This is a genomic window from Streptomyces sp. NPDC127084 (genome assembly GCF_042724175.1).
Classification (GTDB): domain Bacteria; phylum Actinomycetota; class Actinomycetes; order Streptomycetales; family Streptomycetaceae; genus Streptomyces.
In genome coordinates this window covers 1-12905 of record NZ_JBHXFA010000140.1, presented here as the reverse complement: position 1 = coordinate 12905, position 12905 = coordinate 1, and the positions used below count along the sequence as shown (strand labels likewise).

Below are 12905 nucleotides of genomic sequence, written 5' to 3'. Positions count from 1 at the left end.
GCCGGCCCCCCGCGCCCCCCCCCCCGCCCCCCGGGGTCCCCGGGCCCCCCGCCGGGGGGGCGCCCGGGCGCCCCCACGGGCATGTCGACATCGGCGTGCGGCAGGCCGGTGTGCCGGCCGCCGCATGGGGCACAAGGGCTCCAAGGGGACTCCGTGAGGCCGAACGGGGAGAACGGGCATATGAGCACTGATGAGATCACCGCAGCCGGGGTGGGGACGGCCGACTGGTCCCGCCCCGAGAGCGCGGCCGAAGCACGGGACACGGTGCGTCGGCTGCTGCACGGGGGTTCGGCCTGCGGTCGGCCCCACGAAGCTCCAGGCGCGGGCGGGTCGGACGGCGGGGCGGGCAGCTCCGCTGAGTCGGCCCGGTCGAAGGAACCGGCCGGGGCCATCGAGGAGGCCCGGCTCGCCGACGCGCTCCTGGTGACCTCCGAGCTGGTGACCAACGCGATCCGGCACGGCGGCGGTGTGGCCTCGTTCGCCGCACGTGTCACCCGGGAGGGCCTGCGCCTCCAGGTGACCGACCGCAGCCGGGTCCGGCCCGCAACCGTGGCCCGCGCGGACGACACTTTCGGCGCGCATCCGGGTGGCCATGGTTGGCGCCTGGTCCAGCGGCTGTGCCGGGACATCACCATCACTCCGCTGGCCGGCGGCAAGACCATCCAGGTCCTGGTGGGCTTGATATGACCGCGAACGCGCACTCTGCGGGTGTACGGGAGCCGAACCCGGGCAGACGCCGACCATCGGTCGCTCCCGTGTGAACGGCGTGCGGGACGCGGAATCGAACGATGCGAAAGCGGAGGCTCATGTCCCAGCGAGAACAGAACCTGGACGTCGAAGTCGCAGTCCACGACGCCGTCACGGCGATCGTCCGGATCCGGGGCGAGCTGGACGTGGACACGGCAACCCTGCTCCACCACCACCTCGCCAATCAGTTCCTGCACGGCCGCCGGCATCTCGTGCTGGAGCTCTCCACCCTGGACTTCATGGACTCCTCGGGGCTGAACGTCCTGATCAGGACCACCCGGGAGGCCAGGGGAGCGGGTGGCGACGTGCATCTCGCGGCTCCGACAACCCTGGTACGCAAGCTCCTCGACATCACGGGTCTCAGCCTCACCACGCCTGTACACGCCGATACCGACGCCGCCCTGAACGCCGTCCGGGCATATGAGTCCGGTCGGTCGACCCCGGCCGGAAAAACGGGGCGGCAGTCTCCCGGAAGGCTCTCGAGGCGGCCTTCGGAGGCCGCGTCAGCCGACGTTCGAGCATGATCACACCCCCGGGTCCGGCCGGGGCGCGAGCGTCCGGCCCGCGCCCGTACACAGGCATGCCGCATAGTGTCTGAGCTGGTCTTTCGCCTTTCCCGTACCTAAGATCCCCGGCGGGAAAGGGGATTCTCATGGACCGCAACATACGCACGATCGACGATGTGCTCGACCTGCTGGACGGACTGTTCGCAGCCGACGCGGACCGTTGGACAGACCGCGCTTCCACCTGGTGGGACGACTTCTACGCGGACCGCTCCAAGCCGGTGCCCTTCTTCGTCGCCAAACCGGACGAGAGCCTTGTCTCGTACCTCGACCGGGGTCTGATCGTCCCGGGCCGCGCCCTCGACCTGGGCTGCGGCCCGGGACGCAACGCGATCCATCTGGCCTCGCTGGGATTCCAGGTGGACGCCGTCGACATCTCGCCCACCGCGATCGCCTGGGCCGATGAGCGGGCGCAGAGCGCGGGAGTGGATGTCAGGTTCCGCCGCGGCAGTGCCTTCGACCTGATCGGTTCCGGCTGGGGCGGTCCGTATGACCTGGTGTACGACTCGGGCTGCTTCCACCACCTCGCGCCCCATCGCCGTCTCAGCTATCTGGCCCTGCTGGACGAGGTACTCGCGCCCGGGGGGTATTTCGCACTGACCTGCTTCGCGGCCGGGGCGATGGGCTCCGAGCTGCCGGACGCGGACTTCTACCGCCAGTCCCGTCTACACGGCGGCCTCGCGTACACGCCGCGATCCCTGCGCGAGATCTTCTCCACGCTGGCCGAGGTGGAACTGCGCCGTATGCGGGACGAGCCCGCCGGGTCGCGCTGCTTCGGCGAGCCCTTCCTGTGGACGGCGCTGTTCCGGAAGGACTGAGCAACACCAGTGATGTGGGGCACACGGGAGGGCCGATGGCACGGCTTCGCCCACGGGCGGGTCACGGCGGTGCGGCGGGCGGGGCGGGACCGTCTCCGTTGCGACCGGCGCCGCCCTCGTCATCCGCCTCGGCCCGCTCGGCCCTCTCGATGATCACCATCGCGACGTCGTCGGCGAGACTGCCCGCGGTGTGCCACACCAGTTCCTGGTGGAGCTCGTCCAGGAACTCGACAGGCGTGCTGCCGCGCACCGCTTCCATGGCATCGGGCAGCACGAAGAAGTCGTCGTCGCTGTTGCGGGCCTCGATCACACCGTCGGTGTGCAGCAGCAGGCGGTCACCGGGGACGAAGGGATAGCGGTCCACCTTGCCTTCCGGTGGATCGGTCATGAGTTCCTCAAGGCCCAGTGGTGGCAGCGGGCACCCCGGCGTCAGGGCTTCCGCCCTGCCCTGGTGCAGCATCAAAGGGGGCGGATGGCCGCGGTTGACGACCTCGACCACCGGCTCCTGCGGGACCTGGACGACCAGCGCCGTGACGAACCCCTCCACCCGGTCCTCCGGGGTCGCGCCCGGCGACCGGCGTTCGCGCTCCAGGGCCGCCGCGCACTGGTCCATGACGTCCACCAGGCCCTCGTGGTAGTGGACCGCCTCCCGGAAAGCGCCCAGCACGGCCGCGGCGGCGCGTACCGCGGGAAGGCCCTTGCCTCGGACATCACCGACGATGAGCCTTACCCCGTACCGGGTCTGGATGGCTTCGTAGAGATCGCCGCCGATCTGGGCGCCCGTCTCGGCGGCGAGGTACATGCTGCCCGCGCGCACCGGGCCGATCCGGGCGGGCACCGGTCGCAGCAGCACCTCCTGCGCGGCGGCGGCGATCCTGCGGATCTGGTTGAGCTCGTTCTTTCGGCGCGTACGCGCCGCCCTACTGGTGGTGATGCTCGCGGCGGACACCAGCAGCAGGGCCAGCAGGTTGGTATAGACCTGCTGGGTGCCCCATGCCTGGTTGTAGGTGGCGGTGATCACGCTGATGAGCAGGGCGAAGGCCGCTGCCGCGATGGTCCCCTTGGGACCCATCGTCACCGCCGCCAGTGCCGGCGTCGCTGTCAGCAGCGGTCCCGTGTACATGAAGTGCAGCGGTGTGAGCTCGATGACCACCACCAGGGCCGCGATCACGAAGGGCAGGCACTGCGCGAGCGCCCAGAAGACCCGGTGGCGACCGCTCACATCTGGTCGCACGGATGAGCGGAAGACCGGCCGCATGCCATTCAGCCTGCCTTCTCCGAGCGCACACTTCCACTCATCACGGTCGGCTCACCACGGTCAGCCCGGCGCGGCGCCCGGGGGCAGCGCCCGGCGGACCGCACGAGGCATTCGCCCGCCGTACCCCCGCCGCTCATCCGGCGGCCGCATCCCAGTGCCCCGTGACCGCTGTCCTTGAGGCGCACATGCCGAGCTCCTCACCCCCAGCGGAGGTCAACCCACCCATGGCCGATCTCAACCGCCGCCGCTTCCTCCAGCTCGCCGGCGGTGCCACCGCCGTCACCCTGATGTCCGAGAGCATCGCCCGAGCGGCCGCCATCCCCGCCCAGGGCGGCACGGGCACGATCCAGGATGTCGAGCACATCGTGGTGCTGATGCAGGAGAATCGTTCTTTCGATCACTACTTCGGCGCGCTGAAGGGAGTCCGCGGCTTCGGTGACCCCCGGCCGGTCACCCTGCCGAGCGGCAAGCCGGTCTGGCACCAGTCGGACGGCACGAAAGCGACCCTGCCCTTCCGGCCCCCGGCGGACGACCTCGGTATGGAGTTCCTCCAAGGGCTCAACCACGACTGGGAGGGCGGCCAGAAGGCGTTCAACAAAGGCCGCTATGACCAGTGGGTGCCCGCGAAGACCGCCACCACCATGGCCTATCTGACCCGCGAGGACATCCCCTTCCACTACGCGCTCGCCGATGCCTTCACCCTCTGCGACGCGTACCACTGCTCCGTCATCGGCTCCACGGACCCCAACCGCTACTACCTGTGGACCGGCCACACCGGCAACGACGGCGCCGGAGGCGGGCCGGTGCTCAACAACGCCGAGGCCGGCTACGGCTGGACGACGTACCCGGAGCGCCTCGAAGCGGCCGGGGTCTCCTGGAAGATCTACCAGGACATCGGCGACGGACTCGACGCCGCGGGCTCCTGGGGCTGGATCAAGGACGCCTACCGGGGCAACTACGGCGACAACTCCCTGCTGTACTTCGACACGTACCGCAACGCCCGGCCGGGCGACCCGCTGTTCGACAAGGCACGCACCGGTACGGACGCCAGGAGCGGGGACGGGTACTTCGACCTCCTGCGCGCCGACGTCCAGGCGGGACGCCTGCCCCAGGTCTCCTGGATCGCCGCCCCCGAGGCCTTCTCCGAGCATTCCAACTGGCCGTCCAACTACGGCGCCTGGTACATCTCCCAGGTACTGGACGCGCTGACCTCGAACCCCGATGTATGGGCACGCACCGCCCTGTTCATCACCTACGACGAGAACGACGGATTCTTCGACCATGTCGTGCCGCCGTACGCACCGTCCGGGCCCGCCCAAGGTCTTTCGACCGCCCCGACGGCGCTCGACTACTACCCCGGGGGCTCCGGTTTCACGGCCGGACCGTACGGACTCGGCCCCCGGGTGCCGATGCTCGTCGTCTCCCCCTGGAGCACCGGCGGCTTCACCTGCTCCGAGACCTTCGACCACACCTCCGTCATCCGCTTCATCGAGCGCCGCTTCGGGGTCCGTGAGCCCCAGATCTCCCCTTGGCGGCGCACGGTCTGCGGCGACCTGACGTCCGCGTTCGACTTCGCGCGTACGGAGACCCGACCGGCCGGACTCCCCCCGACCGACGCCTACTTCCCGCCGGACCGTGAGCGCCACACCGACTACCGCCCCACCCCTCCGGCTGTCGGCGCCATGCCCCGCCAGGAGCGGGGCAGCAAGCCGACCCGCCCGCTGAAGTACGCACCCTATGTGGACGGTGCCGCGGACACCGCCGCGGGCACATTCCGGCTCACCTTCAGCGGCGGACCTACCGCGGGTGCGCAGTTCTACGTGACCTCCGCCAACCGCGCCGACGCGCCCTGGACGTACACGGCCGAAGCCGGAAAGTCGATCGCCGACAGCTGGAACACGCGCTACTCGAAGGGCGTCACAGACCTGACCGTGCACGGTCCGAACGGCTTCCTGCGCCGCTTCCGCCATCCCGGCAAGAGCGCGGGTCCCGAAGTGACCGCCCGGCACGACCCCGCCACCGGCGGCCTCGAACTGAGCCTCACCAACGCGGGTGCCGCGGACGCCCGTCTCACCGTCGTCAACACCTACTGCGGCGCGGCCCGGACCCTCACGGTGCGCCCGGGTGCGACGGTGCGGCACAGTGTCGATCTGAGCCGGTGCCGCAACTGGTACGACGTGACGGTCACCGCCACCGGTCAGCCCGACTTCCTGCGCCGCTTCGCGGGTCATGTCGAGACGGGGTCCCCGGGTCTTTCGGACCCTGGGATCCTGACCGTCTGAGGATCCGGCGAGAAGCGGGCAGCGGACGGCACCGGTCCCCCGCGGGCGACCGGTACCGCGGTCTCCGTCAAGTGCGCCGGGCCGGCGCTGCACCGCTACGACGCTATGACGCGTCCCGGACCGTGCCGGTGACCACCGGCCCCGGAACCGGATCCCAGGACTGGCCCCAGGTGAGGACCTGGGCCCGGAGGGACTCCGCCGGCTCGCGCAGCCCGTCCTCGACGGTCGGCAGCTTCACCTCGGTGCTCAGCTTGCCCGCCTCCACACTGGCCGACAGGTAGGGACTGAAGTCGGACATCACGGACAGCGGGCGGGACGGCAGCGGGTCGACGCCGACGGTGTCCCTGAGCCAGCGCGGGTCGACGTCCGTCGTGGACAGCTCCGTGCCCTCGGTCACCGGCAGCAGGAGGAACTCGCCCCGGATGTCGGCGTCAGCGACCGCCGACAGTGAGATCCGCCAGGTCAGGGTCTTGCCCTCGGTGACGTCGGCGGCGATCGGCTTCACCGTGACCTGGGGCATCGGGTCGTCGTTCCGCGCGGTGACTCCGCCCCGGTACGAGCCGACCAGGGCGCCGCGTACCGCCTTCACCAGCATGCTCTGTTCGAGGTCGTAGCCGTAGCGGGTGTTGCCGCGCACCGTGAACGGCACACCGATGTCCTGGCTTCCGGGGCGTACCGTCACCGTGCGGTGGGCGAACTCGCCCGTGTCCGGGTCGGGGACGAACACCCGGATCGTGCCGCTCCCCTGCCCTGAGACATGGACCGGGACACGGTAGGTGCGCATCCCGGAGTCGCCTTCCTTGACCGTGAGCCGGCCGATGTCCACCCGGGGCAGCGCGCTGACCCGCACGGCGGGTGTGCCGGGGCGCCATCCCCATGCGTCGATCAGCCAGGCCTGCCCGGAGCGGCTGCGGGACTTCAGTTCCAGTGTCCTGATGTGCTTCAGGTCGAGCTTGGCCATCGCCGCCGCCGCCAGCGGTACGCGGATCTCGCGCCCCCAGTAGGAAACCGTCCGCTCGCTACCGGGCAGGCCGTCGATCCGTGCCTGGCCGAGGGTCGCCCGCCGGCCCTCGATGTCGGTCACGGCCACCTCCAGTCGGGTGCCGCTGCTGTTGGGCGGCACCATCACGCGCAGCGCCAGTGCGTCGGCACCCGCCAGGGTGACCGGGCTCGCGGGGCGCACGGCAGCCGTGGAACCGGCGCTCGACCAGCGCATGGCGACCGCCTCGCGTCCGGGCTCCGACGGCACGTCCCAGGACGCGAAGTGCGGTGACGCGCCTCCCCCGTCGGCCGACAGGCACCCCTTGCGCCCCGACGGGTCCGCGCCACTCGGTGTGCACAGCCGTCCGGATCCGGTGACGGTCGTCGACGAACCGGGCAGGAAAGCGGCGGTCCGGTGGGCGCCGACCGCATGTGTGAGGACCCGCGCGGGGTCGGCCGACGGCGCACGGCTGCCGGAGCCGTCCAGGAGTGGGAGCACCTTGTCGTCGCCCGCGACGAACAGGCGGGCCGCCGCGGCGATGTAGGTGGCGCCCGCCGCCTGCTGCTGAGTGGCCGTCAGTCGGGTCTCGGCACCCGGGGTGCACACCGGGTCGGGCGTGTCGTCGCCGTATCCGAAGTCGTCTTCGGCCGGTGCCTGCGCCTGGCCGGGGGTCCACTCGCTGTTGAAGTAGTTGTGGTTGGCGCCGACCATGTACACGGCGCTGTGGAGCGCACTGCCGTTGCCGACACCGCGCGTGCCGTCAACGTAGATCTCGCCCTGGAGGTCGGAGACATCGCCGTCACAGCCCGGCAGGATGGTGGTGGACGGCACGTCGGCGGCCGGGTTCTGGCCGAAGATGGTGGGGCCGATGAGGACGTTGCCGCGGATCGTCCAGCGCACCGGGCCCCGGTGGCCGTCCTGGTCGGCGGGGGGCCGGGAGAGGCTGTCGAGCGCGGCGCGGTTGACGCCTTCGCCGCCCCGCGAGTGGCCGACGAGCATGACGCGGGACAGGTCGGCGGGTGCCACTGCGCGGGCCGCGGCCGGTGCGGCGGATCGGCGGGCCGCCCAGTCCGCCCAACGGGCAAGGTGCAGTCGCACCAGTGAGGAGCGGGCCTGCGCACCGCCGTCTTCGGCACGGTAGTCCTGCCCGTTGATGCCGTTGGCGGAGATGGACAGCGTCACATAGCCCTGGGAGGCCAGCAGTCTCTGGGCGCGCAGATAGCCTTGGTGGCTGGGGATCGGCTTGGTGCCGGCCGGGCAGGGCCAGTCACCGGTCACCTCACCCTTGGCGTCGTAGCAGGTGGAGTGGCGGCCGTGCAGGAAGAGCGCGACGGGACGCTTGCCGGGAGCGTCGGCCGGCCCCACCACCGTGGCACGCATCTCGACAGTTTGGGGGAGGCCCGGCAGCCGCACGGACTTGAGGGCGTACTCGCCGCTCGCGGTGCGGTACGTACCCGGCAGTCCGGGGTCCACTGCGTTCGCGGGAGGCTTGGCGCCCTGCGGTGCCGCAGGTGCGGTGGGCACGGGATTTCGCCGGGCGGGGGCGGTGGAGGCAGTGCCCGCGGCGTCCAGCCGACGGCCGCCGGCCAGCGCGCGCAGGTCTGCCTGCGAGTCGATCCGGGCGCCGCCGAGCCGCAGCGTGAACGAGCGCCCGTCGCGGGCAGGCACCGGTCTGCCGAGCAGCCGGTCCCCCGCGTAGAACTCGACGCGCGCGTCGCCCATGGGTACTCGTTCGGATGAGGTCCAGACCACTTGCCTCTCGGCACCCGTGCCGGTGAACCGCCAGCCCTTGGGCAGATTCCCGTCCGCCCTCTCCGGTGGCGCTTCCGCCCGGGAGCCGGCGGGCGTCTGCGCCTGCGCCGGCCCCGGTATCCCGGCGGTGAGCGCGAATATCGCGCCCGCCGCGGCCACCACGCGTACGACACGTATCACCGTGGTCTTCCTCATCATCGGTTCTGCCGGGGCGCCCCGGAGGACGACAACTGTGCGAGGCGGGTTGCCTGTTGACGGGCACGTTGTCGCAAAAGCGACCCCGGTATGTCCGGGCAACTGCCGGAGACGCAGGCTCGCGGACCCGCGCGTGCGTCCGCATCGGTACACGCCGTAGGCGCACCGTTCGATACGGATGGTGACCATGCATAATCAGAGGGAGATGACCTCGTTCATGCGCTTATAGACCGTTTGGGTGGTGCGTCCCGGGGTGCGGTCGTACCGTCGAGTCAGGAGCAACCGCGATCCGGGAACAACCCTGAAGACTGCCGCCCATGGGGAGCCGCAATGGTGAATCACAAGCTCACGACATCACTCATGCTGTGTGCTGCCGCGGTATTCACAGCAGTGGTACCGGCAACGGCTGCCACGGCTGACCCCACGAGCTCACGCCTGGTGGCCGTCGACTGCTTCTCCAATCCGCAGACCCGCCCCGGTGACTTCCTCCTGGCCTGCGGTGACGGCAACAACCGGCTCGTCGATCTGAAGTGGACCACCTGGGGACCGGACTCCGCCGTCGGCAGCGGGATCGACATGGTGAACGACTGTCAGCCCTACTGCGCGGCAGGGAAGTTCCACTCCTACCCGGTGACCGTGAAACTCGACCGGCCGGAGACCTGGCCGGAGCAGCCCGAGTTGAAGCACTTCACCCGGATGCAGCTCACCTACACCGATGACCGCCCCGCGAACACACAGCAGCAGATGACCTACACCCTCTGGGACTGAGGCACACCGCACCCCACGGCCCGTCACCCACCGACGAAGTGACGGGCCGTGCCGTATGCGCGTGGCGCCTGGTGTCGCGCGGCTCGACTGCCACGGTGCCCGCACTCCGCCGACGGGGACTCCCGCCCGACCTGACCCTTCGCCATGGAGAACGATTTATCGACATAGTGGAATATACTGAGTAAAGTTCGCATTCCATTGGCACACTCCGCATCGGTATCCAGATGTGGCGGGAGGCTCCTCGGATGAAGATCCATCCGGGTCGTGCTGTCGCTGCGGCGGTGGCCCTGTCCGTACTCCCCGTGCTCTCCGCCTGCGGGGCGAACGGCGACGCCCAGGAGGAACCGGGCACACCCGCCGCCAAGTCCGGCAGGGCACCCGAGGGCGGCTTCACCGTCGGGGCGCTCTTCCCGGACACCCACACAGCCCGCTGGGCGACCAAGGACAAGCCCCTGATCGAGCAGAGAGTCAAGGCGCTGTGCCCTGACTGCCGGGTGATCAGCGCCCATGCCTCGGCGGATGTGGCCACTCAGCAGCAGCAGATGGAGTCGATGATCGCGAAAGGGGCCAAGGTCCTGATCCTCGACCCGGTGGACCACAAGGCCCTCAGCTCCTCGATCTCCAGGGCCCGCGACGCGCAAGTGCCCGTGGTCTCCTACGACCGTCTCGCCGAAGGTCCCATCACGGCCTACTCCAGCTACGACTCCAAGGAGATCGGGCGCATCCAGGCAGAGCAGCTACTGAAGGCCATGGGGCCGAAAGCCGACGGGGGGCGGATCGTGATGATCAACGGCGACCCCACCGACCCCAACACCGGCGACCTGATGGACGGCGCGCTCGCCGTCCTCAAAGGCAAGGTCGACGTCGCCAAGTCGTACTACACGGCGGGCTGGATCCCGGAGAACGCGTACAAGAACATGTCGGCGGCCATCTCCGAGCTGGGGCCCGGAAACATCGACGGAGTGCTGTCGGCCAACGACGGGCTCGCCGGCAGCAGCATCGCCGCGCTCAAGGCGGCCGGCGTCTCGCCGCTGCCGCCCGTCACCGGCCAGGATGCGGATCTGGCGGCCATCCGGCGCGTCGTCAACGGCGAGCAGTACGTCACCGTGTACAAGTCCTTCGAGGCGGAGGCCGACGCCGCGGCCAGGATGGCCATCGCGCTCGGACGTGGCGAGGAGCTCGACGGCATCGCCACGGACCGCGTCAGCAACGGCACCGACGAGGACATCCCCGCCGTACTCGGGCCGCTCGCCGCCGTAACGGCCGACACGGTCAAGGACATGGTCGTCGAGCAGGGTCTGTACACGGTCGACCAGATCTGCGTTCCCGCCGTCCGCGCCGCCTGCCGCGAGGCCGGGCTCATCGGGTGACGGCCACGCGCTGGCCGGGCGAAGGAGGTGCCGACATGCGGAGCGCACCGCTGCTGGCGCTGCGCGGGATCTGCAAGCGGTTCGGCGCCGTCGCGGCGCTCTCGGACGTCGAGCTGGAGATCCACGCCGGCGAGGTCGTCGCGCTGGTCGGAGACAACGGCGCGGGCAAGTCCACCCTGGTCAAGGTGATCACCGGCGCCGAACCGGCCGACGAGGGAGTCATCGAGTGGGACGGCCGCCCGGTAAAGATCGCCCGACCCCGCGATGCCCAGAGTCTGGGCATCGCCAGCGTCTATCAGGACCTCGCCCTCTGCGAAACCCTCGATGTCGTCGGCAACCTCTTCCTCGGCCATGAGCTCGGCGGCACCGGAATCCTCGATGAGGTGTCCATGGAGCGCCGGGCCTGCGAGCTGGAGCTGCTGGACACCCTCTCCCTCGGCATCCCCAGCGTGCGCGTACCGGTCGCCTCCCTCTCCGCGGGCCAGCGCAAGACGGTCGCGATCGCCCGCGCCCTGATCAGCGAACCGAGGCTGCTGATCCTGGACGAGCCGACGGCCTCGCTGGGCGTCCAGCAGTCCGCCCACTTCCTCGATCGCGTCGACCGGCTGCGGGAGCGCGGCATCGGCGTACTGCTGGTCAGCCACAACCTGGGCGACGTCAAGGCCGTCGCGGACCAGGTCGCGGTGCTCCACCTGGGTCGCAACAATGGTTTTCTGAGCGTACCGACCACGTCCCAGGAACAGATCGTCTCCTGCATCACCGGCGCCACCAACAACGCCGTCACCCACCGGGATGCCCGGGCGTCGGAAGGAGGCAGGTGAAGAGTCCAGAGCCCTCCGGGGACCCCGGCTCCGCCAGGCCCTCCCCCACATCCCCCAACGGGCGCCGCGCGGCCGGTGACGACGGAGGCTTCCGGAGCTACCTCGACCACTTCGCCCGCAAGCTGCGCAGCGGGGAGCTGGGACCGATCCCGGGCATCGCCGGTGTGATCGTGATCTGGATCATCTTCCAGAGCCTCCAGCCGCAGTTCCTGTCGCCCCGCAACCTCTCCAACCTCAGCGTCGACATCGTCGGCACGGGCATGATCGCGCTGGGCATCGTCTTCGTCCTGCTGCTCGGCGAGGTGGACCTGTCCGTGGGCTCGGTCAGCGGGCTCACCGCTGCCGTGTTCGCCGTACTGAACGTGCAACACAGCCTGCCGGAGTGGCTGGCGATCCTCGCGGCCCTTGTCGTCGGCGCGGCGATCGGGGCCGTGCAGGGGTTCTTCGCGGCCAGGATCGGGGTACCGGCGTTTGTCGTCACCCTGGCGGGGCTGCTGGCCTGGAACGGCCTGATGCTGTTCGCGCTCGGCGCGAGCGGCACCATCAACCTCCCGGAGCAGGGCGTGATCTCCGCCCTGACCAGCTACACCTTCCAGGATCCTGCCGTCGCCTACGGGCTCGCGACGCTCGCCGTGGCGGGGTTCGTCCTCGCGTCGTACCAGGGCGCGCGCCGCCGCAGGGCCGTGGGGGTGCTGTCCCGGCCGGTCGGTGTGATCGCCGCACGGACAGCGGCGGTGGCCCTGGTGGCGTTCGGTGCGGCCTATGTGCTGAACCGCTTCGAGGGCCTGCCGCTCGCCCTGCTGGTGTTCCTCGTCTTCGTCGTCGGCCTGGACTTCGTACTGCGCCGTACGTTCTACGGCCGGCGGCTGGTGTCGATCGGCGGCGGAGCCGAGGCCGCGCGGCGCGCCGGGCTGAATGTGGTGTGGCTGCGGATCTCGGCGTTCATGGTGTCCGGCACGATGGCCGCGATCGGCGGACTGTTCCTGGCCTCTCGGGTCGCGGCGGTGGGCCAGACCTCGGGCTCCAGCATCCTGCTGATCAACGCCATCGCGGCGGCCGTGATCGGCGGCGTCAGCCTGTTCGGCGGCCGTGGCACCACCTGGTCGGTGCTGCTGGGCATGCTCGTCATCCAGTCGATCGCCTCGGGCATGGTCCTCGCCGGAATCCCGACACCGATGCAGTACGTGATCACGGGCGGTGTGCTGCTCGCCGCCGTGACTCTCGACTCGCTGTCGCGGCACTCGCAGAAGGCCCACGGCAGGGGGGGGGGGGGGCGCGCCGGGGGGGGGGGGGGGGGGCCCCCCCGGGGGGGGGGGCCCGCCCCGCGGGGTGGGGGGGGGGCCCCCCGC

Annotated in this window: 10 protein-coding genes; 8 read left to right on the top strand and 2 right to left on the bottom strand. The window is 70.5% G+C overall.

Annotated elements, in window-relative coordinates; translation table 11 throughout:
• Positions 1-180: 180 nt before the first annotated feature.
• From ACFWI9_RS26605 to ACFWI9_RS26595, 3 genes are all read left to right on the top strand, one after another.
• Positions 181-687 carry an ATP-binding protein gene (locus tag ACFWI9_RS26605; RefSeq protein ID WP_387165673.1) on the top strand — a complete coding sequence of 169 codons (507 nt, stop codon included), beginning with the start codon at positions 181-183 and terminating at the stop codon, positions 685-687.
• A gap of 119 nt (positions 688-806) precedes the next feature.
• Positions 807-1271 carry an STAS domain-containing protein gene (locus ACFWI9_RS26600; RefSeq protein WP_387165671.1) on the top strand — a complete coding sequence of 155 codons (465 nt, stop codon included), beginning with the start codon at positions 807-809 and terminating at the stop codon, positions 1269-1271.
• A gap of 128 nt (positions 1272-1399) precedes the next feature.
• The gene (locus ACFWI9_RS26595; protein ID WP_387165669.1) at positions 1400-2128 is read left to right on the top strand and encodes a class I SAM-dependent methyltransferase; all 729 of its coding nucleotides are present in this window, start codon (positions 1400-1402) and stop codon (positions 2126-2128) included.
• A gap of 61 nt (positions 2129-2189) precedes the next feature.
• Here the strand turns inward: ACFWI9_RS26595 and ACFWI9_RS26590 are convergent, their stop codons facing one another.
• Complete coding sequence (locus ACFWI9_RS26590; protein WP_387165667.1) at positions 2190-3386, bottom strand: PP2C family protein-serine/threonine phosphatase; 1197 nt, start codon at positions 3384-3386, stop codon at positions 2190-2192.
• Between the two features lie 224 nt (positions 3387-3610).
• Between ACFWI9_RS26590 and ACFWI9_RS26585 the strand changes: the two genes are divergently transcribed.
• Complete coding sequence (locus tag ACFWI9_RS26585; RefSeq protein WP_387165665.1) at positions 3611-5668, top strand: phosphocholine-specific phospholipase C; 2058 nt, start codon at positions 3611-3613, stop codon at positions 5666-5668.
• 103 nt (positions 5669-5771) lie between these two features.
• Here the strand turns inward: ACFWI9_RS26585 and ACFWI9_RS26580 are convergent, their stop codons facing one another.
• Entirely contained in the window at positions 5772-8582 is a 2811-nt protein-coding gene (locus tag ACFWI9_RS26580) for an alpha/beta hydrolase family protein (RefSeq protein WP_387165663.1), read from the bottom strand.
• Between the two features lie 345 nt (positions 8583-8927).
• On the opposite strand from ACFWI9_RS26580, the gene ACFWI9_RS26575 reads away from it, so the two are divergent.
• The 4 genes from ACFWI9_RS26575 to ACFWI9_RS26560 form a co-directional block, all read left to right on the top strand.
• Positions 8928-9365, top strand: a complete 438-nt coding sequence (locus ACFWI9_RS26575; protein WP_387165661.1) for a hypothetical protein — start codon at positions 8928-8930, stop codon at positions 9363-9365.
• Positions 9366-9610: 245 nt separating this feature from the next.
• Positions 9611-10735: a substrate-binding domain-containing protein gene (locus tag ACFWI9_RS26570; protein WP_387165659.1), complete on the top strand. Its 1125-nt coding sequence runs from the start codon at positions 9611-9613 to the stop codon at positions 10733-10735.
• Between the two features lie 35 nt (positions 10736-10770).
• Positions 10771-11556 carry an ATP-binding cassette domain-containing protein gene (locus tag ACFWI9_RS26565; RefSeq protein ID WP_387165657.1) on the top strand — a complete coding sequence of 262 codons (786 nt, stop codon included), beginning with the start codon at positions 10771-10773 and terminating at the stop codon, positions 11554-11556.
• On the top strand, positions 11553-12905 hold a 1353-nt coding region (locus tag ACFWI9_RS26560), incomplete at its 3' end, for a sugar ABC transporter permease (protein WP_387165655.1). The genes ACFWI9_RS26565 and ACFWI9_RS26560, both read left to right, overlap by 4 nt.